Source organism: Methylobacterium sp. Leaf123 (genome assembly GCF_001423405.1).
Classification (GTDB): Bacteria; Pseudomonadota; Alphaproteobacteria; order Rhizobiales; family Beijerinckiaceae; genus Methylobacterium.
In genome coordinates, this window is sequence record NZ_LMNS01000040.1 from 99,216 (window position 1) to 122,070 (window position 22,855).

The 22,855-nt window shown below is 63.6% G+C and carries 23 protein-coding genes; 11 read left to right on the forward strand and 12 right to left on the reverse strand.

The genetic code is table 11. The annotated features are described in order from the left end of the window. Nucleotides 1-37: 37 nt before the first annotated feature. From ASF53_RS24250 to ASF53_RS24260, 3 genes are read left to right on the forward strand one after another with little or no spacing between them, the layout of a single operon-like run. A complete protein-coding gene (locus ASF53_RS24250) occupies nt 38-427 on the forward strand; it encodes a DoxX family protein (RefSeq protein ID WP_056205115.1) in 390 nt (129 codons plus the stop codon). A 41-nt stretch (nt 428-468) separates the two neighbouring features. After that, nucleotides 469-1,212 carry an SDR family NAD(P)-dependent oxidoreductase gene (locus tag ASF53_RS24255; RefSeq protein ID WP_056205119.1) on the forward strand — a complete coding sequence of 248 codons (744 nt, stop codon included), beginning with the start codon at nt 469-471 and terminating at the stop codon, nt 1,210-1,212. A gap of 5 nt (nt 1,213-1,217) precedes the next feature. Further along, entirely contained in the window at nt 1,218-1,616 is a 399-nt protein-coding gene (locus tag ASF53_RS24260) for an MAPEG family protein (protein ID WP_056205122.1), read from the forward strand. 36 nt (nt 1,617-1,652) lie between these two features. On the opposite strand, the gene ASF53_RS24265 is transcribed toward ASF53_RS24260, so the two are convergent. The 4 genes from ASF53_RS24265 to ASF53_RS24280 form a co-directional block, all read right to left on the reverse strand. Further along, nucleotides 1,653-2,210, reverse strand: coding sequence for a cupin domain-containing protein (locus ASF53_RS24265; RefSeq protein ID WP_056205125.1), 558 nt, complete (start codon nt 2,208-2,210; stop codon nt 1,653-1,655). Between the two features lie 86 nt (nt 2,211-2,296). Continuing rightward, nucleotides 2,297-2,737, reverse strand: a complete 441-nt coding sequence (locus ASF53_RS24270; protein ID WP_056205128.1) for a VOC family protein — start codon at nt 2,735-2,737, stop codon at nt 2,297-2,299. An 85-nt stretch (nt 2,738-2,822) separates the two neighbouring features. Continuing rightward, nucleotides 2,823-3,590 carry a glucose 1-dehydrogenase gene (locus tag ASF53_RS24275; RefSeq protein ID WP_056205132.1) on the reverse strand — a complete coding sequence of 256 codons (768 nt, stop codon included), beginning with the start codon at nt 3,588-3,590 and terminating at the stop codon, nt 2,823-2,825. Between the two features lie 38 nt (nt 3,591-3,628). Beyond that, entirely contained in the window at nt 3,629-4,690 is a 1,062-nt protein-coding gene (locus ASF53_RS24280; protein ID WP_056205302.1) for an NAD(P)-dependent alcohol dehydrogenase, read from the reverse strand. A gap of 102 nt (nt 4,691-4,792) precedes the next feature. Between ASF53_RS24280 and ASF53_RS24285 the strand changes: the two genes are divergently transcribed. From ASF53_RS24285 to ASF53_RS24300, 4 genes are all read left to right on the forward strand, one after another. Beyond that, entirely contained in the window at nt 4,793-5,686 is an 894-nt protein-coding gene (locus ASF53_RS24285) for a LysR family transcriptional regulator (protein WP_056205135.1), read from the forward strand. 183 nt (nt 5,687-5,869) lie between these two features. Then, nucleotides 5,870-6,265, forward strand: coding sequence for a (R)-mandelonitrile lyase (locus ASF53_RS24290; RefSeq protein ID WP_056205138.1), 396 nt, complete (start codon nt 5,870-5,872; stop codon nt 6,263-6,265). 152 nt (nt 6,266-6,417) lie between these two features. Continuing rightward, nucleotides 6,418-7,695, forward strand: a complete 1,278-nt coding sequence (locus ASF53_RS24295) for an MFS transporter (protein ID WP_082483016.1) — start codon at nt 6,418-6,420, stop codon at nt 7,693-7,695. Then, complete coding sequence (locus tag ASF53_RS24300) at nt 7,692-8,999, forward strand: PQQ-dependent sugar dehydrogenase (RefSeq protein ID WP_200943334.1); 1,308 nt, start codon at nt 7,692-7,694, stop codon at nt 8,997-8,999. The genes ASF53_RS24295 and ASF53_RS24300 overlap by 4 nt, the downstream gene beginning before the upstream one ends. Nucleotides 9,000-9,344: 345 nt before the next feature. On the opposite strand, the gene ASF53_RS24305 is transcribed toward ASF53_RS24300, so the two are convergent. Further along, the gene (locus ASF53_RS24305) at nt 9,345-9,800 is read right to left on the reverse strand and encodes a carboxymuconolactone decarboxylase family protein (RefSeq protein ID WP_056205141.1); all 456 of its coding nucleotides are present in this window, start codon (nt 9,798-9,800) and stop codon (nt 9,345-9,347) included. 209 nt (nt 9,801-10,009) lie between these two features. Between ASF53_RS24305 and ASF53_RS24310 the strand changes: the two genes are divergently transcribed. Beyond that, a complete protein-coding gene (locus ASF53_RS24310) occupies nt 10,010-10,867 on the forward strand; it encodes a sigma-70 family RNA polymerase sigma factor (protein ID WP_056205143.1) in 858 nt (285 codons plus the stop codon). A gap of 382 nt (nt 10,868-11,249) precedes the next feature. On the opposite strand, the gene ASF53_RS24315 is transcribed toward ASF53_RS24310, so the two are convergent. The 5 genes from ASF53_RS24315 to ASF53_RS24335 all read right to left on the reverse strand — a co-directional run bounded on the left by ASF53_RS24315 (nt 11,250) and on the right by ASF53_RS24335 (nt 17,024). After that, complete coding sequence (locus tag ASF53_RS24315; RefSeq protein WP_286134700.1) at nt 11,250-12,839, reverse strand: cation:proton antiporter; 1,590 nt, start codon at nt 12,837-12,839, stop codon at nt 11,250-11,252. Nucleotides 12,840-13,020: 181 nt separating this feature from the next. Continuing rightward, nucleotides 13,021-14,592 carry an MFS transporter gene (locus tag ASF53_RS24320; protein WP_056205146.1) on the reverse strand — a complete coding sequence of 524 codons (1,572 nt, stop codon included), beginning with the start codon at nt 14,590-14,592 and terminating at the stop codon, nt 13,021-13,023. Then, entirely contained in the window at nt 14,592-15,722 is a 1,131-nt protein-coding gene (locus ASF53_RS24325) for an HlyD family secretion protein (RefSeq protein ID WP_442919195.1), read from the reverse strand. The genes ASF53_RS24320 and ASF53_RS24325 overlap by 1 nt, the downstream gene beginning before the upstream one ends. Before the next feature lie 74 nt (nt 15,723-15,796). Continuing rightward, nucleotides 15,797-16,225 carry a cupin domain-containing protein gene (locus tag ASF53_RS24330; RefSeq protein ID WP_082483018.1) on the reverse strand — a complete coding sequence of 143 codons (429 nt, stop codon included), beginning with the start codon at nt 16,223-16,225 and terminating at the stop codon, nt 15,797-15,799. A gap of 34 nt (nt 16,226-16,259) precedes the next feature. Next, a complete protein-coding gene (locus ASF53_RS24335) occupies nt 16,260-17,024 on the reverse strand; it encodes an SDR family oxidoreductase (RefSeq protein WP_056205150.1) in 765 nt (254 codons plus the stop codon). Between the two features lie 217 nt (nt 17,025-17,241). On the opposite strand from ASF53_RS24335, the gene ASF53_RS24340 reads away from it, so the two are divergent. Together ASF53_RS24340 and ASF53_RS24350 are read left to right on the forward strand one after the other, a co-directional pair. Next, nucleotides 17,242-18,165, forward strand: coding sequence for a helix-turn-helix domain-containing protein (locus ASF53_RS24340; RefSeq protein ID WP_232631983.1), 924 nt, complete (start codon nt 17,242-17,244; stop codon nt 18,163-18,165). A 904-nt stretch (nt 18,166-19,069) separates the two neighbouring features. Beyond that, a complete protein-coding gene (locus ASF53_RS24350) occupies nt 19,070-19,900 on the forward strand; it encodes an alpha/beta fold hydrolase (RefSeq protein ID WP_015823769.1) in 831 nt (276 codons plus the stop codon). 68 nt (nt 19,901-19,968) lie between these two features. Here ASF53_RS24350 and ASF53_RS25465 read toward each other — a convergent pair whose 3' ends face one another. Next, nucleotides 19,969-20,874: a LysR family transcriptional regulator gene (locus ASF53_RS25465; RefSeq protein WP_015823770.1), complete on the reverse strand. Its 906-nt coding sequence runs from the start codon at nt 20,872-20,874 to the stop codon at nt 19,969-19,971. A 100-nt stretch (nt 20,875-20,974) separates the two neighbouring features. Here ASF53_RS25465 and ASF53_RS24355 point away from each other — a divergent pair, with 100 nt between their 5' ends. Then, nucleotides 20,975-21,721 carry an SDR family NAD(P)-dependent oxidoreductase gene (locus ASF53_RS24355; protein ID WP_056205154.1) on the forward strand — a complete coding sequence of 249 codons (747 nt, stop codon included), beginning with the start codon at nt 20,975-20,977 and terminating at the stop codon, nt 21,719-21,721. Nucleotides 21,722-21,913: 192 nt separating this feature from the next. On the opposite strand, the gene ASF53_RS25470 is transcribed toward ASF53_RS24355, so the two are convergent. After that, a complete protein-coding gene (locus tag ASF53_RS25470) occupies nt 21,914-22,816 on the reverse strand; it encodes a sigma-70 family RNA polymerase sigma factor (RefSeq protein WP_200943336.1) in 903 nt (300 codons plus the stop codon). Between the last annotated feature and the right edge of the window lie 39 nt (nt 22,817-22,855).

The following is a 22,855-nucleotide window of genomic DNA, read 5'->3' on the forward strand; positions in this document are numbered from 1 at the left end:
AAAAACCTGCCGCCCCGGCGACAGGAGTGGATGAGCCATGCCTGAAATCTATGTCTACTGGTCCAACACAGCATTGCTGTGCCTACTCTACCTGACCTCCGCCTTCCTCTACGTCACCAAGGGGACCTGGACCCGGCAGGCGCTAGCCGACCTCGGTTATCCCGCATACCTCGTGCCGTTCATGGCCGCGGTGAAGATCGCCGGCCCAGTCGTGATCCTATCGCGGTTCAGCGTGGCGCTCAGCGACCTCGCCTATGCCGGCCTGTTCTATCATCTCGTGCTGTCCGGCCTCGCCCATCTCGGCGTCCGCAAGCCCCTCGGCGCGCTTCCCGCGGTGATCGGGCTCGCCCTGCTGGCCGCGTCCTTCACCACCCAGAACGCCGCCCGCGCCATCCCTTCGCCGTACCCCCTGGCGGCTGCCTTCTGACGCCCCGCCCCTCGAACGAAACGAAACCCAAGGAGAAATCCATGAACCGACTCGACGGAAAGATCGCCCTCGTGACCGGTGCCGGCCGCGGCATCGGGCGTGCCACCGCCAAGCTGTTCGCCGCGGAAGGCGCCAGGGTGGCGGTCCTCTCCCGCACCGCCGCAAACGTCGATGCCGTGGTCGCCGACATCGAGGCCGCCGGCGGCACCGCCCTCGGCGTCGTCTGCGACCTCGCCGATGCCGGGCAGATCGAGGCGGGCGTCGCCAAAGTGGTCGCCTCCTACGGCCGGATCAACATCCTTGTGAACAACGCCTTCGATCCCACCGCGCCGTACTCGTCGATCATCGACCTCTCGGTCGAGCAGCTCCAGCGCAACTTCGAGATGGGCCCGGTCGCCTACCTGCGGACCATGCAGGCCTGCCACCCCCACCTCAAGGCGAGCGGCGAAGGGCGCGTCATCAACTTCGGCTCAATGGCCGGCGTCTCCGGCCTCGCCGGCATGGGGCCCTACAACATGGCCAAGGAGGCGGTGCGTGCCCTGACGCGGACGGCCGCCCGCGAATGGGGTGCCGACAAGATCACCGTGAACAACGTCCTGCCCGTCGCGGAGACCTGGGGGGCCGAGGCCAACGTGCCGCCGCCGACCAATCCCCTCGGTCGCTACGGCTCGCCGGAGGAGGACATCGCGCCCGTCGTCTTGTTCCTCGCAAGCAAGGACGCACAATTCCTGACGGGCTACACCCTCACGCCGGACGGCGGGATGATCATCGACAGCGCGCGCTGAGATCCATGTCCGCCCTTCCCATCACCTCCCAGTTCGTGGCGGTCTTCGCCATCGCCCTGATCGCCCTGTCGGTTCCGGTCACCCTGCGTCGGCTCACGGTCGGGGAGTTGGTCGGGGACGCCGTGGACGAAGCCCTGCGCCGGCGTATCCGGGCGCAGGGGAACTTCATCGAGTACATCCCGCTCGGCGTGATCGGAATGGCCCTGGTCGAGGCTCGACAAGCCCCGACATCGCTTGTTCTCGTCATCGGGGTGATGCTCGCCGGCGGCCGCCTGCTCCACGCCGTCGGCATGTATCGCGCGCACGGACCATTGCGCGGATTCGGGATGATCCTGACCTATCTGGCGCTCGTCTCGGTCGCGGTCCGCCTCGGCATCGATGCTTGGTCCGGGCCCGCATCCTGACCCCTGGAACCCTCTTCGGTGCGCTTCGGGTATCCCTCAGGGGGTAACGCGATGCGCACCGACCATGACCGCGACGAGCGTTGCCGGCCGGTCGGTATCGTTGCGCCAGTTGTGCCAGCCCCCGTGAAGGACGACGAGGTCACCCTGACCGACACGGGTCTCGCGGCGTTCGACTTCGAGCACGATCTCGCCGGAGACCACGAAGGCGTAATCGACGGTATCGGACCGGTGCATGCCCGGATGTCCCAGGTCGAAGGCGTCGGAGAAGCCGGCCACGCTGCCGCCTTTGAGATCCCCGGGACCCGATGCGGCCCGACCGTCACCCGCATCCCTCGGCGCCGGCATGATCGTGAAGAGGCGGAACCGGACACCTCCGGGAACGGGGAACCACGGCTCCGCCACCCGCCCCGGTGCCAAGCCCGTCCCCACGGACGCGATCCCGCCGGCCGTGCCCCAGAGATGGCTGGCCTTGAAGACCGGCGTCCCGGCGGGGTCCGTGATGACCTCGGCACGCACCACCCGGTGCTCGCAATCCGAGGACCCGTCCGTCGCGATGTGGGAGAGGATGACCCTCGTCTCGTCGGGATGTTGCATGGGACGGTCCGGTTGGCGTTCGTAGGGGGAACTACAGCGGCACACGACCGACGCGGTTCGAGGCGATGGGTGGCTCGGGACCGGCGCTACAGGCCCTCGATGAGCTGGACGAAGACCCCATCCGGATCGGTGGTGACGATGCATCGGATGCCGGGCCCGAAGTCTTGGGGCGCCTCGGTCAGGAACGCGATGCCCTTCGCCTTCATCTCAGCGACGCTCGCATCGAGATCTCTCACGCGGAACGCGATCCGGTTGAGCCCGACGTTGTTGGGCACGGCGTACGGCTCACCCTCGGGCGCGGGATCGAGCCACTGCACCAGGTCGATGAACATCCTGCCCTGCGCCTCCGAGGCGGCCAGGTACGCCACGGCGAGCCGGCCCTTCGGCAGGCGGAAGGCCCGGGCGATGCCGTCCTCGTCGACGACGCCGAACCGTTTGATCGCCTTGAGGCCGAGGGTCTCGTAGAACCGGATGCTCCGTTCCAGATCACGGGACGTGATGCTGACGTGTATGAAGTCCTCGATCATCCGGAATCCCGACCCTGTCGCCAACCTGCCGAACCCGTCCCCTATCGAGGACGGGCAACGTATCCGTCCCATGCCCCGTGAAGGATCACGGCACGGTGAGGCCGCCATCGACGGTGATGGCCTGCCCGACGACGTAGCTCGCTCCCGGGCTGCAGAGCCAAAGCACGGCCGAGGCGATCTCGTCGGGGTTGCCCGCGCGTCCCATGGGGACGCCCTTCACGCGTTCGGCGTAGGCGTCCGGGTCGCCGGCATCGACGTCGCGGGCGATCTGCGTATCGATCAGGCCGGGGTTGATCGCGTTCACGCGGATGCCGTGCCTCACGTAGTCCATCGCCGCCGTCCGGGTCAGCCCGACGACGCCGTGCTTGGAAGCGGTGTACGCGGCGATGCCGGGGTCGCCCTTGATCGCGCCGACCGACCCGTTGTTGACGATGGCGCCACCGCCCTGGCGCTGCATCTGCCGCAACTGGTGCCGCATGCAGTTCCAGACGCCGCGCAGGTTCACGCCGATGACGCGGTCCCAATCCTCGGAGGTCCCATCGCCCAGTGGGGCGGGCTTGGCCATGACGCCGGCGTTGTTGAAGGCGGCGTCGAGCCGGCCGAACTCGGAGACGGTGCGCTCCACCATCACCGCGACCTGGGCGTCGTTGCTCACGTCGCAGGCCAACCCGAAGGCGCGGTGACCCGAGGCCGACAGGGCACGGGCCGCCTCGACGACGCCGTCCTCCTTGACGTCGGCGAGGACGACGGCCGCCCCGGCCGCCGCGAACGCCCGCGCCGTGGCCAGCCCCATGCCGGCGCCGGCGCCCGTCACCAGGGCCACCTGTCCCCTGAAGTCGTAGGTCGGGTTCATGCTCGATTCCTGATGCGTGGATGGGCTGAGTACGCCGGTCAGGCGGCGTCCGCCGGCTGGTCCAGGGTCGCCATGTCGATGACGAAGCGGTAGCGCACGTCCGCCTTCTCCATGCGTTCGAAGGCGTGGTTGATCTCGTCCATGCGGATCATCTCGCAGTCGGGCAGGATGTTCTTGGCCGCGCAGAAATCGAGCATCTCCTGGGTCTCGGCGATGCCGCCGATGGGCGAGCCGGCGATGCGACGGCGACCGAGGAGAAGGGGGACCGTCGACGGTTCCGCGAGCGGCCCGATCTGCCCGACGAGGACCAGCGTGCCGTCGATGTCGAGGAGCGGAAGGTACGGGGTGACGTCGTGCTTGACCGGCACCGTGTCGATGATGAGGTCGAGGCTGTTCGCTGCCTGGGCCATCGCCTCCTCGTCCGACGAGGCCAGGAGGCGGTTGGCCCCGAGCGACAGGGCGTCCCCCTCCTTGTCGCGGGTCCGGCTCAGGACGGTCACGTCCGCGCCCATGCCGGCGGCGATCTTCACCGCCATGTGGCCGAGCCCGCCCAGTCCGACGACCCCGACGCGGGACCCGGGCACGACGTTCCAGGTCCGCATGGGCGAGTAGGTCGTGATCCCTGCGCAGAGGAGCGGCGCCGTGCGCGACAGGTCGAGGCCGTCGGGAACGCGCAGCGCGAACTCCTCGCGGACCACCATGTGCTTGGAGTACCCCCCTTGGGTCGCCTCGCACGTGATCCGGTCGCGTCCGTTGTAGGTCTGGGTGTTGCCCTCGCGGCAGAGCTGCTCCTCGCCCTTGCGGCACTGGTCGCAGCTCCGGCAGCTGTCGACCATGCACCCGACCGCGACGTGGTCGCCCTCCCTGTACCGGGTCACCGCGGCGCCGACCTGCGTCACCCGCCCGACGATCTCGTGGCCGGGTACCATCGGGTACTCGCTCCAGCCCCAGTCGTTGCGGGCCTGGTGCAGGTCGCTGTGGCAGATGCCGCAATAGAGCACCTCGAAGGCCACGTCGTTCGGGCGAAGGCCACGTCGTTCGAAGTCGAAGCGCGCCAGGGGCGAGGCGGCGTCGAGCGCCGCGTAACCGGTCGTTCTCATGCGGGGCATTCCAAGATGTTCGCTGTTGACGAACACGTACGGTCGCCCGGCCGATGAAACTACGGGGTGGAACGATCTAGGACTTATATCTATCGTTTATGGATGCGCCGAGACGATCTGGTCGACCTCACCGCCTTCATGACCGTCGCCGAGGAGCGCAGCTTCACCCGCGCCGCCGCAAGGCTCGGGACCTCCCAGCCGGCACTCAGCTACGCGATGCGCAGGCTGGAGGCACGGCTGGGGTTGCGGCTGCTCACCCGGACCACCCGTAACGTCGCCCCGACCGAGGCCGGCGAGCGGTTGCTGGCCAAGCTCGGCCCGGCGCTCGCGGACGTCTACGCCGAACTCTCGTCCCTGAGCGAGTTGCGTGACAAGCCGTCCGGGACGATCCGGATCACGACGTCGAAGCACGCCGCCCTGACCGTGCTTTGGCCGAGGCTGGCGCGCCTCCTGCCGGACTACCCCGACGTGCACGTCGAGCTCAGCCTGGATGCCGGGCTCGCGGACGTCGTGTCCGACCGCTTCGAGGCCGGGGTCCGGCTCGGGGAGGCGGTCGCCAAGGACATGGTCGCGGTGCGGATCGGCCCGGACCTGCGCATGGCCGTCGTCGGGGCACCTGCCTACTTCGCGGAGCGCGCCATCCCGAAGGCGCCGCAGGATCTCGCCGAGCACCGCTGCATCAACCAACGGCACATCAGCTCGGGCGGGCTCTATGCCTGGGAACTCGAGAAGGATGGCCGCGAGGTCCGCGTCCGCGTGGAGGGCCAGGTTGCCTTCAACGACGACGAGATGATCCTGAGGGCGGCTCTGGACGGGTTCGGGCTCGCCTTCGTCATGGAGGACCACATCGCCTCCGCCGTCGCCGAGGGTCGCCTCGTGCGTGTCCTGGAGGATTGGTGCCTGCCCTTCGCGGGCTACCATCTCTATTATCCGAGCCGTCGCCAGCCTTCGGCGGCCTTCACCCTTCTGGTGGATGCCCTTCGGCACCGGGGATGAGGCGATCCTCGCCGTCCGTTCCGGAATGGGCGGCGACCGCGAGGACCCGACATTCATAAAATTCGTTTATAGGTCCATGCGGATTCAGGTGGCTAATCCGAACGGCGACCGAGGGCTAGATCAGGTCCAAGGCGGCCCTGCGAGCGTTTCGTGCCGGGGCCCGAACTCGCGCGGAGCACCACCATGGACATCAAGCGCGCCGGCTCGCAGCCTTCCGCCGAAGGTCCGGAGGCGTGGTTCACCGGCAGGGTCCGCGTCGATCCATTGTTCAGCGCCTCCGAGCCCGCCCGCACCGGCGGAGCCCTCGTGACCTTCGAGCCGGGGGCTCGCACGGCCTGGCACATCCACCCGCTCGGCCAGACCCTAATCGTCACCGCGGGGGTGGGCAGGGTCCAGCGTGAGGGTGGCCCCATCGAGGTTATCCGCGCCGGCGACGTGGTCTGGTTCCCTCCGGGCGAGAAGCACTGGCACGGCGCCAATCAGACCGCCGCGATGAGCCACATCGCCATTCAGGAAGCACGCGACGGCAGCACGGTCGATTGGCTGGAGAAGGTCTCGGACGCCCAGTACGGGGCCTGATGCACCGGCGCCCTCCGCCTTCGCTGGCGATAGTCCGGCCCGAGACCCATCCGTTTCCCCATCGTTTCGACGGGCCACAGATGCCCAGGCGCGGGTCGGTCGACCGCGCGGGGCGTCTGCCCCTCCCCAACCTCACGGACGAACGCAAACCTATGAATGCGAATGAAGCCGGTGCGGAGGGAGCGACCTTCGCCGCCGAGGCAATCGCCCCGACACGCCACAGTTGGGGCGCCGTGTTCGCCCTGAGCCTGTGCTCCGCCACCCTTGTCGCGTCCGAGTTCATGCCCGTCAGCCTGCTGACGCCCATCGCCTCCGACCTGCGCATCACCGAGGGGCATGCCGGGCAGGCCATCGCCGTTTCCGGCCTCTTCGCCCTCCTGACCAGCCTCGTCATCTCGACGGTCACGCGCGGCATCGACCGCCGCACCGTCCTGCTGACACTCACCGTGCTGATGATGGTCTCGGGCGCGATGGTGGCCTTCGCGCCGAACGCCGCGGTGTTCATGGCCGGGCGGGCGCTCGTGGGCGTCGTCATAGGCGGCTTCTGGTCGATGTCGGCCGCCATCGTCATGCGCCTGGTCCCAAAGGATGGGGTCCCACGCGCCCTGGGGTTGCTTAACGGCGGGAACGCGCTCGCCACCACGGTCGCCGCTCCGTTCGGCAGCTTCCTCGGGCAGTACATCGGCTGGCGCGGGGCCTTCTTCTCGGTCGTGCCCCTCGGGGCCCTGACGTTCGCATGGTTCTTGGCGAGCCTCCCACGGATGCCGGCTGACTGGACGACCCGTGGCGGCACGGTGTTCCGCGTCCTGCGCCGCCCCCAGGTCCCCCTCGGCATGCTGGCGGTCTCGCTGTTCTTCCTCGGCCAGTTCGCGCTTTACACCTACCTGCGGCCCTTCCTTGAGACGGTTACCAGGGTCGACGTCTCGACGCTGTCCCTGATCCTGCTCGTCATCGGCGGGGCCGGCGTGCTCGGCACCTACCTGATCGGGCTGCTCCTCACGAACCGGCTCCACAGCCTGCTGGTGGCGATGCCCGTCGCAATGGCGGCCATCGCCGTCGCCCTCATGACGGTCGGGGGATCGGTGCCCGCGGTGGCGGTCCTGCTCGCCGGATGGGGCCTCATCGGGACCGCCGCCCCTGTCGCGTGGTGGACGTGGCTGAGCAAGGCGCTCCCCGACGATGCCGAGGCCGGCGGTGGCCTCATGGTCGCCGTGGTCCAGCTCGCCATCGCGCTTGGCGCGACGTTCGGAGGCCTTCTCTACGACGCGGGAGGCTACCGGAGCACCTTCTCCCTCAGCATCGTCGCCTTAGGCGCCTCGGCCCTCGTGACGGTCCTGGCATGGCGCCGACACGCGCGAAGCGCCGGCGATGCGGCGGCCCGCGTCCCGACCGACAGCTCCACCGCCCCATCGATCAGGAGTTTCCATTGATCCAGTCCCGCCCCTGTCTCCTCCTCGCCGCGTCCCTGCTCCTCGCCACGCCGGCCCTGGCCCAACAGACCAACGGCGTCGGCTTGCCCAACCGGGGCGGTCGAGCGCCGGACGGACCCGTCACGCTGGGCCAGCCGCTGCAGACGAACCCACCGACCGCGCCGGACCAGAAGCCGGCCTTCGACGGGCAGGTGCGCGCCCCGGCGGTCGTCACCGCGACGCCCATCTCCGTTGAGGTCAAGACGCGGGCCCTCGACCATCCCTGGGGCATCGCCTTCCTCGGCGAAGGCAAGCTCCTGGTCACGGAGAAGCCCGGCGCGATGCGCATCGTCGACATGGCGAGCGGGGAGCCCGTTGCCGGGGTGAGCGGCGTACCCACGGTGGTGTATGGCGGCGACGCGGGGCTGCTCGACGTCGTCACCGACCCGGACTTTGCGCGGAATCGGACGATCTACTTCACCTATGTCGAGCCGCGCGGCGAGCATGACAGCGGGCTGGTGATCGCGAAGGGGCGCCTCCAGCCTCCGAAGGGCGGCAACCAGGCGCCGATGTACCGCCTGGAGGACGTGAGCGTGCTCCTCCGGGTCGATCCGGGCCTGGCGCAGCGGGCGCATTACGGGTCGCGACTGCTGTTCGACCGCGAGGGCTACCTGTTCGTGTCCCTGGGCGAGCGCTTCTTCTACCCCACCCGCGGCGAGGCCCAGTCGCTCTTCTCCTGGCTCGGCAAGGTGCTTCGCATCGACACGACCGGAAAGCCCGCGCCGGGCAACCCGTTCGACCGGGACCAGGACGCCGAGAACCACAACCGCGCCGAGATCTGGAGCTATGGCCATCGCAACCCGCAGGGGCTGGCGATCAACCCCGCGGACGGCAAGCTCTGGGACGCAGAGCACGGGCCGGACGGCGGGGACGAGGTGAACCGGATCGAGCGCGGCTCGAACTACGGCTGGCCCCTGGTGGCCTACGGGACCAACTACGACCGCTCGCTGATCAGCGACGGGCAGACGGAAAGGTCCGGCACGGTCCAGCCCCGCTACGTCTGGGAGGCCGCCATCGGCCCGGGCGGCATGACCTTCTACGCTGGCGACCTCATCCCGGAATGGAAGGGCAACCTGTTCGTCGCCGCGATGACCGGACAGCACCTGGCCCGGCTCGTGGTACAGGGTGACAAAATCGTTGGAGAGGAGCGCCTGCTCCAAGACCAGCACCAACGCATCCGGCACGTCGCCCAGGGGCCCGATGGCGCCTTATGGGTCGTCACCGATGCCGCAGCGGGTCGACTGATCCGCCTAACCCCTCGTTGAGGGTCCGACCTCAACGCTTACGGGGCGGGCAAGCACTTCAAACAAGTACGACGCCCGCGGAACACCTTCGTCCGCTTCGACACTGATCCAATCCGGAGCGGACGTTCCGAATTCCACCCATGCCGGTTATCCGAGCTTAGATTTAGCTGCCAGGAAGCGGACGTTCCTAATGCCTGCTTAGGGTCAGGAGTTCGCCCCCGGCTTGTTAGGCTGTGCGCCACTTGCAGACCGTTGGCCAAAACAATCGTAATGGCCGCTCGTCACCCTACAGCGGCCGTTGGTCGGATAAGCCAAGTACGATGACCACCACCTCCTGGTGACGTGGCCGCCGCCTACAGCCTGAGATCAGGCCCTTGCCTTGACCGGGAGCCGAAAGGGTGCGCCGAGCCGGTTGAACGCATTCATCGCCGCGATCGTGATGGTGAGATCCACGAGATCCTTGGACGCAAAGGCCGCGCTTGCAGCCGCATAGGCTTCGTCGGAAGCGTGCGTCTCGCTGACAAGCGTGACTTCTTCCGCCCATGCGAGCGCAGCGCGATATTGGTCGGAGAACAGGTGAGGCACCTCAGCCCAGACCGGAACCAGGGCAACCTTCTCGAACGGCATCGTCTTGAGGAGGTCACGGGTGTGTAAGTCGATGCAGTGCGCGCAGCCATTGATTTGTGACACGCGCAGGAAGACGAGGTGGATCAGTTCGTGGGGCAGGTCGGTGCCCGTGGTGATGTAGTGGTGGATGCCGAAGAGCGCCTTCGCACCCTGCGGTGCCACCTCGTTCCAGACCAATCGCTTGTTCTCACTCATAACATTTTTCCATGCTTGGAGCGCCGAAGATCGACGTTCGAAGCTATGACGGGCCGACCGGTCGAGGTGTGACATGCCAAGCGGCATTTCTGCCTGATGCGGCCGATGTCACATCAAGGCACCTCCGATCGTCTTATCCTTGCGATCAAGGTGCCCGAGCGATCGGGACAGCGGATATGGTCGCTGACAAAACGGTGCGGGTGTAGGCGATGGACAGTCCGCGGACGGCCGACTTCGAAGCGGAGCGCAGGCGCCTGACGCGACTGGCCTACCGGATGACGGGCTCGCTTACCGAGGCGGAGGACGTCGTGCAGGACGCGTGGCTGAGGTGGGCTGGGGTTGATGGCGGCATCGAATCGCCTCCCGCCTATCTCACCCGCATCGTCACGCGTCTTTGCCTCGACCGGAGCCGCTCGGCACGGGCCCAGCGGGAAACCTACGTCGGACCCTGGCTGCCCGATCCCCTGGTCGGAACCGTGGAACTGAGCGAGACCGTCTCGGACGACATCACGGTCACGCTGATGCTGGCCCTGGAGCGTTTGTCGCCCCTGGAACGAGCGGCCTTCCTCCTGCACGATGTTTTTGACGTGCCGCTGTCCGAGGTAGCCATCATCCTCGACCGCGAGCCAGCCGCGGTCCGCCAGCTCGCATCACGCGCCCGCAAGCACGTGCGAGGCGCGCGTCCCCGGTTCGATATCGAACCGGCAGATGCAGAGCGGATCACCCGTGCCTTCTTCGCCGCCGCACGCGACGGGGACGTTGCAGCCCTGTCGTCGCTGCTGGCGAAGAATGTCGAGATCCATACCGATGGCGGAGGCAAAGTTCTTGCTTTCCGCAATATCATTCGCGGCATTGAGCGAGTTCTGCGTCTCTTTGCCAGCCAAGGACGCAAAAATTCCGTGCCGCCAAGGCTGCTTCGCGTTGTCACTATCCACGGCCTATCGGGCTATATCAGCATTGACGGACGCGGCCTCCTTCAGACGACCGCACTCGATATTCATGAAGACGGCATTTCCGCGATATACATTGTTAAAAATCCGGAAAAGCTGGCCCACTTGACGGTTTAGAAAAAATGCACAAATGCTTCGCACCAAAACGAGCATACTGCAGCGCCTCCCAAGTGAATATAATAATGTAAATTACCGTTTGGCAGGCGGCCTGCATGGCTTATTCACGGATGAACGTCCACTTTGGGGTAAAAAGTCAAAAGGCGCTTGTCACCACATTCTGACTTTCTACAGCCTCACCTTAAATGTCCGTTCGGCGTTAGGAGTGCGAGACCAGGACATCCATCTGCTGCAGCTTGGCGACTGCGTCCTCCGGTTTGTGCAGCTTCGCTCCCATCTGCCCGCCCTCGTCCCGGCTCGAAACCATACCTTGAGGCGGAACGCTTCAGTGCGAGCGGATCATATCTTGGCCTGAGAGAAGATATGTGTTGAACCAAATCGATTATTTGTGCGCCACATCTGCCGATAACTCTTGGAGATCAAATTCGTACTCGATTTCTTGCAATATTTCGTCACGGATCCGCCCAGAGCGATGAAGTCGAAGAGCTTCTGCGCGGCCGACAGCGATCACGGCAAGCAAGTCACGGCGGTCCATTGAATGATTGTTTGCGCAATCAAGCGAAATATTGCTGAATTCACTGTCCAGGGCAGAAGGATGTGGAGCATATTCCAGCATCCACGAATACACAATTTTTCCGTCATTAGCATGCGTGAGCTTCTCCGCTTCTTTTAATTGAACGTGGACAATGTGCGAGTGGGCCTGAGCTCGACTAAGGTGTGCCGCGTCGCTGTCGGGATCCGCCTGCAAGCTCAGCAGCCGGATCAATGGGCCAAGCGTAGTGCCTTGCAGCAGATTCGTCACCAATATCACCGCAAAAGCCGAAGCGAGGATTAGGTCTCGCCCAGGCACGGCGTCCGGCAGAGCGATGGCGATTGCCAGGGTCACCACACCTCGCATGCCGCTCCAGGCAAGCGTGGTCGCCGCCGCTGGGGATAAAGGAGCCCATGTGGTGCGCAGTAGACGGCCAGTGATATGCTTGAAACCATACACGCCGAAGACCCAGGCGAAGCGCGATAAGACGACCGCCGCCACGATTCCAGTCACTGGGCCGACGAGGAACAGAACCTCCTCGTGCGCACTGCCCAGCCGCTCCGCGACACCGCGGAACGATAAGCCAATCAAAACAAAGACGAAGGCCTCCAACAAATAGATCATCACGTGCCAAGTGGCGGTCGTTCGGAGGCGGACCCCGGCCGTGAACACAGTGTGCTGATGCCAACCTAGGATCAGCCCCGCAACCACAGTGGCTATAACACCGGAGACATGAGCTGCCTCTCCACCGACGTAGGCCGCCCAAGGCAAAACAAAGGTCGCGGCAATCGTTAGGTGGACGTCTTTCAGTAGACGCAGGAGTTGCACCCAAACTAAACCGATCCCAACACCGACCGCGATGCCGCCAAAGGCCAAGCCCCCGAACGCCAAGCCAGCTTCAGTAGCGCTGAAATTGCCTGATAGTGTCGCAGCAACTGCGAAGCGGTAGAGGACCAAGCCGGCTGCGTCGTTGAGCAGGCTCTCGCCCTCCAGAAGCACAGCGAGACGCATCGGTAGCCTTACGCGCGTGAGTAGCGCCTTCGCAGCGACTGCATCGGGCGGCGAGACCACTGCTCCTAGAGTAAAGCATGCGGCCCACGGCAGACTTGGTACGAGCCAGTGTGTTGCAAGTCCAACAGCGAGCGTCGTGAAAGCAACCGCACCGATGGCCAGAGCGAGGATGCTGGGCAGGTCCCGCACAAACGCTGTCCATGCGGTGGAATAAGCACCGTGGATTAAAAGCGGTGGCAGAAAGAGAACTAGGATAAAGTCGGGATCGAGGCTGAATGCTGGCAATCCTGGCGTAAAGGCCAGAGCGATTCCTCCGATGATGAGGGCTGCAGTTGGCGGGAGACGGGTAACTCGGGCTAGAACCTCTAGGCCAAGCGTAGCGACGAGAAGGATTAGGATAAACTCGAAGGTCGCGACCGGTGACATCATAGCTCTTAGATCCGATCCTTCTCCGCGCTGCATCAACCGCAAGCATCGGGCGCGCTCAAAGCCGGCGTCGCACCATATGTTCGAAAAAAATAATCAATAATATTCCGATTTATTATCTATGAATAAGAAACTTTCGAAATAAATACAGAGACATATTGATATGATTGCTACGAGCGCCGGCTTACTGGTGAGTCAGTGGGCCAGATGGAGCTCTCCGCATTGCACCGGCCGCTACGATGCCCACAATTGCGAAGATAAACGTCAACTCGAAGCCGTCAATGAAAGCTAACGTGTTTGCTTCACGCTGTACATCTACGACAATCGAAACAAGGGATCTATCCTTCGCTAGAGCGAATTTGTTGTCTGAAAAACAGGAGATCCTTTCAGCAATTGCCTGCAGGACGCTCCCGTTGCCTCTTACCAAATGCAAGCCCATCAGATTCGAGTGAATCTGCTCGCGGAGCCGGATAAGGGTGATCATCAGAGCCGCGCCGAACTCCACTGCGAGAAGGCGGAGGATCTGAATATAGGCCGAGAAAGATGCGGCGACCTCCGGCTTGATGCTCGTGAAGTTCCCGACCATCACCGCGGTGAAGGTCATGCCGAGGCCGACAGATTGCAGCAGGGCGACGGGAATGAAGTCATCCACACGCCACGCACTCGTCAGCTGAGTGGCCCACAGGCTCGCGGCCGCAAAACTGGAAAACCCCAGCATCATCACGAGCCGAAAATCGATGCGCCGCAGGAGGATCACCCCCAACCACGCGCAGAACGCCAGCGGGATCCCGATCCAGGCAAACAGGAACCAGCCGATCTGCTCGGGACGGAGCTGAGCCACATTGAGGAGAAAATTCGGGACTAGGACACTGTTCGAGACCGCGACGAGGCTGAAACTGATGCCTGTCGACAGGCCGAGAATCGTGTTCCACTGGTATAGGATCCGCGGTGTCGCCCACGGATTTGGTGCACATGCTTCGTGGATTAAGAAGCAGACCATCAAGGCGCCGCCGCCGGCTAAGATCACAACGATCGTTCCAGACTCTTGCCAGTCCAGCCGGTTGCCCTGGTCGAGGCCGATATAGATCAACATCAGTCCGAGGCCGAACAGCAGCATTCCGCCCCAATCGGCGTCGCGAACCATTTTCATGTTGGGGTGCTGGGACGTCGATCCAAAGGCGGCGAGGGCCGCCATAAGAAGGGCCAGCGGGATATCCGACCAGTACAGCCACTCCCAGCCGAGTTCCTGCACGTAGTACCCGACCAGGCCCGGACCCGTGTTCAAGGTGAAGGCAAGCCGAAACGCGTACGCCGCGAAGGCCGGCAGCCAGAGCGCCGGGGGCAGGTTTCGCACGATCACCAGCATTGTGGCGGGCACGAACAAGCCGAGCAGCAGGCCGGCGGACGCGTGCAGAGCGAACAGGGTCGCCGGCTCACGCACAAGCGGGATCAGCGCGACGACGGCGGCGTATAGGAAGCCGGGCCAGAGAAGGATCGGTCGGATCCCGAAGACCATCACCAACCACGGCACCGCTGGGGCGGTGAGGATCTGGGGGGCATTCGCAACCGTTGAAAGCCAGGAAGCCTCGTCGGCCGAGAGGCTGAAGGCACCTCGAATGTCCGGCAGGCCGATGCCGACATACCGGGTGTGATAGCTTGCAAGAAAGCATCCGGTCAGGGCCGCGGCGACCGCGGCATACGGATTGGCCTTCCATGCAACCGTCGGAGCGCTGCCGTTGAGGACCATTGCGGTCATCACATGCCCTCCCGAGCGGTCTTGATCCTCGTGACGACCGACATGCCCGGGCGAAGGCGATCCAACAGGGCCTGACCGGGATTGAGGGCGATTCGGACGGGGATGCGCTGAACGACCTTCGTGAAGTTGCCTGTGGCGTTGTCGGGAGGCAGCAACGCGAACTGCGAACCCGATGCTGGCGAGAGCCTCTCGACGCGCCCGGCCAGGACAACGCCCGGGTAGGTATCGACGGTGACCTCGACGGCTTGTCCTGGCTCGACGTTCGTTAGTTGGGTTTCCTTGTAGTTTGCGATGACGTGGATCTGAGGGAGCGGCACAACACTGATAAGATTTCCGCCGACGGTAACGTAGTCACCGGCCTGCACCTGCCTTTGGCTGGCGACCCCATCGAACGGCGCGACGATGCGCGTGTAGCCCAACCGAAGCTCGGCACCGGCCAAGGCGGCCTCGGCGGCGGCGAGGTCGGCCTCCCGCTGGGCACGGGTCCCGTCGAGCACATTGAGCTGCTCCCGTTGGGCCTGGGCCGCCGCCTCGGCGGCTTGAACACCGGCGCGCGCGCTCGCTAGGTCCGCGACGGCCTGCTCGACCCGCTGGGCCGTTGCGAAGGTCGAGCGAAGGAGGGCCTGTTGCCGCTGCTCCTCTTGCGTGGCCTGCAAAACCTTGGCCCGCGCTGAGGCAATCTGTGCCTCCGCCTGCAAGATGACGGCCCGCTGGAGCGCAATCTGATTGTCCAGATTCCTCGTCGCCGCCTTGGCGCCGGTTACGCTTGCTCGGGCCTGGGCGACGGCGACCTGATAATCCGACGGATCGATGACCATCAGAAGATCGCCGGCGCGAACCGATTGGAAGTCTTGAACAGCCACCTTGACGATGTTGCCTGATACTCTCGCAGACAAGCCTGTCAGTTCGGACCGCACCGTAGCATCGTTTGTGACCTGGATGGCGGTGTTGCTGACCAGATAGTCCCACTGACCGAGAGCAGCCGACATGAGCGAACCGACCAAAACCACCGACGTGATCGGTACTGCCCATTTCCTCACGAGCTGTCCCGTTCGGCCAGGCATCTTTAGGACGCGCAGAGCGGCAACAGGAACGGGAATGACATCCGCATCGGATGTGGCAACCGACATTTCAAGCTCCTGATAGATCTGACGTTCCCGGCCTGGCTCCGACCGCCGCCGGTAGTGGCAAGGTCTGATTTTGCCTATTGGACCGGCGTGGTCAGGACGGTGTCGCCGGTGTCCACGACGAACACCGCAAGCAGCTTCGCTGGCTCGCTCGGGCTGCCGTTGGCGCTGACGTTGTGGAGGCTGCCGGGAAGCTCGGTGAAACTCTCGCCCTTCCGGTAGATGCGGAGTTCGCCGCCGTTCACCTGACTCTTGATCGTGCCCTCGAGGACCGTGGCGTAGATGAAGGCGGACGGAGCGTGTCGGTGGGCGGGGTTCCCGGCACCCGGTTCGTACTCGACGAGCACGGCTTTCAGGCTCTTGCCCGGCGCGTTGGGGAGTTCATGCTGGTAGACGAGCGTCGCTTTGGCGCCTGGAGCTGCCGTGTCGTGGGCTTGGGCGTCCTGGATCGAAGCGGATCCGGATAAGACGACGATCAGCGCCATCCGGCCGAGGATGGAGGTCATGGGAATTCTCCTTGGGTCGAGGTGAAAAAGGGGGTTAGTGCTGGGTCGGCTGAGCGCTCAGCCAGCTGTCGAGGTCACGGCCGCCGAGCTTCTGCTGCCCGATCGGGACGAGGCTCAACTCCTCCAGGCGACCACCGAAGTAGCTGGCTTCCTGACCGCGGCTCACAGCGCGCAGGTCCGCGCGAGCTTGCAGGTAGTGTGCGATGACCCGGTCGAAGGGCGCCCGCTCCGGCCCGCCGATCTCGATGACACCGTTGCGCGGCTCGCTGGTCGCGACGTTGGCCAGGATGGCAGCGACATCGTCCGCTGCAATGGGCTGGATCTGGCTACCCGGCAGCGTGACGCGGCCGTCCTTCGTGTAGGCATCGGCCAAGGTGCCGAGAAACTCGAAGAACTGCGTGGAGCGCACGATGGTGTACGGCAGGCCGCCCGTGGCGGCGATCTGCTCCTGCAGCAGCTTGCCCTGGAAGTAGCCGTTGTCGAGCATGCGGTCGACGCCGACGATCGAAAGGACGACGTGGTGTGCGACGCCCGCATCTGCAGCGGCGGCAACGAGATTCCTTCCGGATGTCTCGAAGAACTCCCGCACTTCCGCGGGGTCGAACGACATGATGTTCGACACGTCGACGAGGACGTCCGCGCCGTGCATGACCTCGGAAAGGCCCTGGCCTGTGACGCTGTTGACGCCCATGCCCGGGGAAGCAGCAACGACGGTATGCCCGGCAAGTGCAAGCAGTCGCGCAAGCTTTGCGCCGATCAAACCCGTTCCACCGATGATGACGATCTTCTTTGACATCATTCCAATCTCCCACTGCGGCGCCACCTGCGCCGTGGATGAGGATCAGGTACGGGAAGCGGAGCCTTGCTTCTGTCTTGGGATTGCGCCGATCATCGCGATCTTGCGGTGAGTGAACGAGAGGTGCGCAGTGACGAGTGACGCTGTCCACGGAGGGGCGACGTCCGCCGAATCCCGGATTGCTTCGCTTGTCCGCGCGACCGATGGCCGAGATGGTTCGATGCTCGGAGACAAGCGCAGCCTGGTTCGGTCGCGAGACGAGAATGGACGACCGAGCATCGAGATGGAGCGGATCCTCGATACGCCCCCTCCGCTCGCCGAGCATGATCTGAAGGGCGGCGCGCAGTTGACCCGGCCGTGGTCACACGGAGCGTTGCACGCCGCGTTGCCGGCCCTCAATGCGCACGTTGTGATGACCTACTGGGGAACTGCCCAGCAGGCTTCCTGGCGCACGGGTTCTCAACGACTGGCTTCGCGCACCCGCCGTGGTTCGATTACCCTAATCCCAATCGGACGCGATGGGCGCTGGGACATCGAGGGACCGGTCGAGGTCTCCCAGGTCTACCTGCCTCATCAGCGCCTTCAGGCCGCAGCCGAGGCGATGGCGTTGTCCACGAACGTGGAGTTGGTCGGCCGCACCGGCTTCGACGATCCGACCTCGGCGCAGATCATGCAACTCCTCGGGAAGGAAGCCGAACGCACCGACGCTTCCTCCTCGCTGTTCGTTGAGCAGGCCATCGATCTTCTATGCACGCAGCTGATCAGATCACATTCGTCACACGGCGCCGTCACCTCGACGGCACCTCGCCGAGGTCTGGCCGACTGGCAGGTGAAGCGCGTCACGGAGTATATGACGACCTCGCTCGATCGGTTGATCGGGCTCGACGAGCTCGCTGCCCTCGTTGACCTCAGTCGGTTTCACTTTTGCGCTTCGTTCAAGCTCGCTACCGGAATGACGCCGCACGAATGGCTGACGAACCTTCGGATGCAGCGTGCAAAACATCTTCTGGCTGCGACCGACTGGCCGATCGTCAACGTCGCCCTGGAGGTGGGGTATGAAACGCCGTCCGCATTCGCGGCGGCCTTCCGCAAGATGACGGGATCAACCCCCTCCGTATTCCGCCGTCAGGCGCACGCTGTCTGAAAATACTGCGTTGCATGCCTCGATAGGAGCGGCGGCGCAGCTGCTCCCAGTTGCCCTCAAGAGCGCCGACTTTTGCCCCTAGACAGACGCCGCAGACACTCGATCGAGCCCGTAATCTTATGTCCTGTCGCCGCTCTCACGTCCGCTTCTGCCTTCCGTGCGGACATCCGAATAGGAAAGACGGAAGGTCCGAAAAGGGTCAGGAGTTAGCATGCCGCTTGTTCTGCTGTGCGCCACGAGCCGACCTTCGGCCGTCAGGAGCTGAACCGCCGCTTACGACCGAGGCTGTGTGAAAACGCAGTCTCGTAAGAAGATTTTTCTCCCGCACAGCCTGAGCAGCGACTGAGTTGGCCGTCTGATATCACCGAAGCCGCTGCCCGGCATGCTCCATGTACGTCGCGTAGAAGATTGTTCTATGATTTCGGAGCCTGCCTGCGTTTTCACACAGCCTGGACCCTACTCGGACCTAGGAACGTCCGCTTGCGGGCCATCTGAGCGACCCTGAACCACCAGCTTGCCCATTCGCGCCTGAGCGGTGTCTCAGTCGATCAAGCTACCCTTGCTTAGACCAGATCCAACGCGATCCAAGAATCGCGGCCACCGACGTCTGCGTTCCGGCTGGGCAACGAACTCCGAAGCCTGGGCGCATCACGGCTCAGAACCTGTGGGCTTGGATGTACCAGTCTCCGATCGGCGCGCCGCCCCAATCCGGGGCTTCGCTGAAGACCTTCCCGTCGGTACAGACCGCCGCGACGTAAGCTTGGCAGCCGGCCGAGTCACTGTGTAAGTCGAAGTAATTTGATGTGGGGTGCTCACCCTTTTTGAATTTGAGCATGTCACATTCATACACCCTGCATCGTCTTGCTCGTGACGGGCCTCCGCTCGTCTGAACGAGGAGCAAGAAATGAATACGTTCATCGCCAGGGATGGGACCACAATCTTCTACAAAGATTGGGGCGATAGGACCGCGCAGCCGATCGTCTTCCATCATGGCTGGCCGCTGTCGGCAGACGATTGGGACAACCAGATGCTGTTCTTCCTAGGAGAGGGTTTCCGCGTGATCGCCCATGACCGCCGCGGCCATGGACGATCAAGCCAGACGGACACCGGCAATGACATGGACACCTATGCCGCCGACGTCGCGGATCTGGCAACGGCACTGGATCTATGGAACGCTGTACACGTCGGTCACTCGACCGGCGGCGGCGAGGTCGCCCGCTACGTCGCGCGCGCCGAGATCGGCCGAGTCGCCAAGGCCATTCTGATAGGCGCGGTGCCGCCGATCATGGTCAATACCGACACCAATCCTGAAGGGCTGTCGCGGCAGGTGTTCGACGGTTTCCGGGCGGCCTTGGCCGATAATCGCGCACAATTCTACGTCGACGTTCCCGGTGGCCCCTTCTATGGTTTCAACCGCGATGGCGCAACAACCAGCCAAGCGTTGATCGACAACTGGTGGCGGCAGGGCATGATGGGGGGAGCCAAGGCGCAGTACGACTGCATCGAGGCTTTCAGTGCGACTGACTTCACCGAGGATCTGAACGCGATCCAGGTGCCCGTATTGGTGATGCATGGCGAGGACGATCAGATCGTTCCAATCCACAACTCCGCTATGAAGTCGATCAAGCTGCTTAGGAGCGGCACGCTCAAGACCTACCCAGGGCTACCGCACGGTCTGTGCCAGACGCATCCGGACCTAGTAAACTCCGAGTTGCTTGCCTTTGTACGCAGCTGATCTGCTCAGCGAGGTTCCGTGGGCTGGGAAGTGGTTCGGAGCATCGTTCAGATTTTGGTGACCTCCTTCTATCGAGCCTTGTCGGGCACGCTTCGAGTATCCCAAGCCCGAAGCGTGTCGGCAACAAAGTCGAGAAAAATTCGCAGGCGTTCGGGCGCTAAGCGAGCATAGGCGTGAAGCGCGTACACCGGCACAGTTGCCAACGGTACGTCGGAGAGGACGCGTCGTAGGCGTCCTGACGCCAGGTCGTGGCTCACGGACCTGTGAAGAATTTGCGTAATCCCGAGCCCGCTCACAGCGGCGATGCGCAGCGCCTCGCCATCATCGGCATCGAAACAGCCAGGTGGCAGCGCCACCGATGGCCCCCATGCCGACCGCACCGGATAAGGCAAACCACCAAGCCTGTAGCGGGCATGCGTGTGTCTTTGCAGGTCTGCCAGGGTGTTGGGTGTACCAACGCGGTCTAGATAAGCGGGAGCGGCGACTAGCACGAGCTCCAGCGTCCCGAGTAACCGTGCGGTCAGTTCCGTGTCCGGCGGCGTACCTGCCCGGATCGCGACGTCATAGCCCTCGTGAATAAGGTCAACCCGCCGATCACTCAGATTTGCCTCAAGCCTCATCCGAGGATGACAGGGCAAAAACACGCGCGTGATCGGCTCCAACAACGCGCGACCTAGTTCCGCCGGCATGGTCACCTTGATCCTGCCGTTAGAAGCCTGCTCACCAATCATGCCGCTCGCGTCCTCAATGGCATGCACAAGTGGGGCAATGCGGTCATAATAAGCTTGGCCTTCTTCGGTAAGCGCCAGTGATCGCGTCGAACGATGAAACAACCGGACTTTTAAGCGCCGCTCGAGCCGGGCGATGCTCTTCGAAATGGCCGAAGGCGTCGTCTCTAGCAATCGAGCACCTGCGGTGAAGGAGCCTGCCTCCACTGCTCGGACGAAGGCGCCGAGACCATGCATACGATCCATCGCTACTACTCGCCTTTTGGAACAAGTGCATGGCTCAGTGACGGGCTTAGCACGCCGCTAAAAACAGACGAGATTGCAACAGCCAACAAAAGGAGCGGCCATGCATCTCAAAGACAAAGTAGCAATCGTCACCGGAGGTAACAGCGGGATCGGCTTTGCCATTGCCCGCACATTCGTGGATGAAGGCGCACAAGTCGTCATCGTCGGGCGCCGCCAGAATGCAGTAGATGAGATTGCAGCACAGCTCGGTGCATCCGCATATGGCATTATCGGCGATGTGGCCGAGCTCGCGACCCATCAGCGTGTCGCCGACTTCGTAACCAAGCGATTCGGAAAAGCGGACATCTATGTTGCCAACGCCGGCACCAATGTCATCGCGACGACATTGGACGTGTCGGTCGATGAATATGATAGGCAGTTCGCTACAAATGCACGCGGTGTCTTCTTCGGCGTTCAGGCCATCTTGCCGCATATCCGCGACGGCGGCAGCATCATTTTGACCAGCTCGATCGCAACCGCAAAGGTACTCGACGGCCACGCAGCCTATGCCGGTGCAAAGGCTGCGACGGAAGCATTTGCACGCAGCTGGGCGTTGGAGCTTAAGGACCGGCGCATCCGCGTCAACGTGCTCAGTCCCGGCCCGACCGACACGCCCATCCTCGGCAAGCTGGGCATTGCCGCAGAGGCGCGTCCTGCACTTGAGGCGCAGCTCGCCACGATTATCCCTCTGGGGCGGCTTGGCACCGCGGAGGAACTGGGGCGCGCCGCACTCTTCCTCGCATCCGATCAGTCCAGCTTCATCACTGGGATCAACCTCCGAGTCGATGGCGGCATCTCACTTGCCTGAATGTAAAAAAGAGCATGATGTTCAATATCTCGGACTCCAGTATTGGCGTCTTCATGTCGGCACTTATTTAGGTCTGAAGACGGATGGAAAATTAGGGTTCCCGACCCACGCTCGGGAACCCATGTTCAGCACCGATCGATTGTCAGGAGTATGGAAAGAGTACATTTTCGTCAAAGCGCAGTCTGTCTTGGATCACATGCCGAGCGTAGCGGCGACGTGCCGAAGCTTGTCGGGATTGCGCACCATGTAAATCGCGGCAATGCGTCCATTGCGGACATCAAGAGCCGTGGCCTGAAGCACACCGCCCCGATCGGAGCTGACATAACCAGGCAATCCGTCAATGATCGCAGTGCGAAGAAGGACGGGCTCGAAGTACGCCTTGGTTGAGAGTCCTGCGAAAAGACGAAGGAGTCGATCCATGCCGTGAATTACATTAGGATAGGCGAGAACGCGGCCGCCACCGTCCGACCTGAGTTCTACATCGGCGGCGAGCAGTCGTGTGAGCGCCGCTGTGTCGCCATCACGCGATGCGGCGAAGAAGGCACGCGCGATACGATCGGCCTCCTCCGGATCCACGTGATATCGTTGGCGCCCAGACTCGACATGTTTCCGCGCGCGCACTGCGAGCTGGCGCACGGCAGTTGGCTCACGATCTAACGCTGTTGCCACCTCGGACAGAGCAACCTCAAATACATCGTGCAGGAGAAATGCCGCTCGTTCTAGTGGGGATAGCCGTTCCAGCGCTAACATCAGCGTCATTGTTATGTCGTCGGAGACTGTCTCATTTGGCTCAATAGTGCCCATAAGCGGTTCTGGAAGCCAAGCGCCGACGTAGGTTTCACGCCGAGCCCGTGCCGATTTCATTTGATCGAGACATAGTCGTGTCACAATACGTGTGAGGTAGGCGGCTGGCGTCGCAACCTCAGCCTGAACGCTGGACCAGCGCAGCCAAGCCTCTTGAAGAATATCTTCGGCCTCGCTCAATGAGCCAAGCATGCGGTAGCAGAGGCGCAGCAGTCTCGGCTTCTGTGCCTCGAACTCGGAAATTCGCCCGCTGTTCCGCGCAATTGGTTTGTCTGAGGATCCAGAGAGCATGCCCGCGCTCCACGGTGACGTCGCGAGATACCTCGCATG

Coding starts and splice junctions, on each gene's coding strand:
- ASF53_RS24250 (WP_056205115.1), top strand. CDS start 38: ATGCCTGAAATCTATGTCTACTGGTCCAACACAGCATTGCTGTGCCTA.
- ASF53_RS24255 (WP_056205119.1), top strand. CDS start 469: ATGAACCGACTCGACGGAAAGATCGCCCTCGTGACCGGTGCCGGCCGC.
- ASF53_RS24260 (WP_056205122.1), top strand. CDS start 1,218: ATGTCCGCCCTTCCCATCACCTCCCAGTTCGTGGCGGTCTTCGCCATC.
- ASF53_RS24265 (WP_056205125.1), bottom strand. CDS start 2,210: ATGCAACATCCCGACGAGACGAGGGTCATCCTCTCCCACATCGCGACG.
- ASF53_RS24270 (WP_056205128.1), bottom strand. CDS start 2,737: ATGATCGAGGACTTCATACACGTCAGCATCACGTCCCGTGATCTGGAA.
- ASF53_RS24275 (WP_056205132.1), bottom strand. CDS start 3,590: ATGAACCCGACCTACGACTTCAGGGGACAGGTGGCCCTGGTGACGGGC.
- ASF53_RS24280 (WP_056205302.1), bottom strand. CDS start 4,690: ATGAGAACGACCGGTTACGCGGCGCTCGACGCCGCCTCGCCCCTGGCG.
- ASF53_RS24285 (WP_056205135.1), top strand. CDS start 4,793: ATGCGCCGAGACGATCTGGTCGACCTCACCGCCTTCATGACCGTCGCC.
- ASF53_RS24290 (WP_056205138.1), top strand. CDS start 5,870: ATGGACATCAAGCGCGCCGGCTCGCAGCCTTCCGCCGAAGGTCCGGAG.
- ASF53_RS24295 (WP_082483016.1), top strand. CDS start 6,418: ATGAATGCGAATGAAGCCGGTGCGGAGGGAGCGACCTTCGCCGCCGAG.
- ASF53_RS24305 (WP_056205141.1), bottom strand. CDS start 9,800: ATGAGTGAGAACAAGCGATTGGTCTGGAACGAGGTGGCACCGCAGGGT.
- ASF53_RS24310 (WP_056205143.1), top strand. CDS start 10,010: ATGGACAGTCCGCGGACGGCCGACTTCGAAGCGGAGCGCAGGCGCCTG.
- ASF53_RS24315 (WP_286134700.1), bottom strand. CDS start 12,839: ATGATGTCACCGGTCGCGACCTTCGAGTTTATCCTAATCCTTCTCGTC.
- ASF53_RS24320 (WP_056205146.1), bottom strand. CDS start 14,592: ATGACCGCAATGGTCCTCAACGGCAGCGCTCCGACGGTTGCATGGAAG.
- ASF53_RS24325 (WP_442919195.1), bottom strand. CDS start 15,722: ATGTCGGTTGCCACATCCGATGCGGATGTCATTCCCGTTCCTGTTGCC.
- ASF53_RS24330 (WP_082483018.1), bottom strand. CDS start 16,225: ATGACCTCCATCCTCGGCCGGATGGCGCTGATCGTCGTCTTATCCGGA.
- ASF53_RS24335 (WP_056205150.1), bottom strand. CDS start 17,024: ATGATGTCAAAGAAGATCGTCATCATCGGTGGAACGGGTTTGATCGGC.
- ASF53_RS24340 (WP_232631983.1), top strand. CDS start 17,242: ATGCTCGGAGACAAGCGCAGCCTGGTTCGGTCGCGAGACGAGAATGGA.
- ASF53_RS24350 (WP_015823769.1), top strand. CDS start 19,070: ATGAATACGTTCATCGCCAGGGATGGGACCACAATCTTCTACAAAGAT.
- ASF53_RS25465 (WP_015823770.1), bottom strand. CDS start 20,874: ATGGATCGTATGCATGGTCTCGGCGCCTTCGTCCGAGCAGTGGAGGCA.
- ASF53_RS24355 (WP_056205154.1), top strand. CDS start 20,975: ATGCATCTCAAAGACAAAGTAGCAATCGTCACCGGAGGTAACAGCGGG.
- ASF53_RS25470 (WP_200943336.1), bottom strand. CDS start 22,816: ATGCTCTCTGGATCCTCAGACAAACCAATTGCGCGGAACAGCGGGCGA.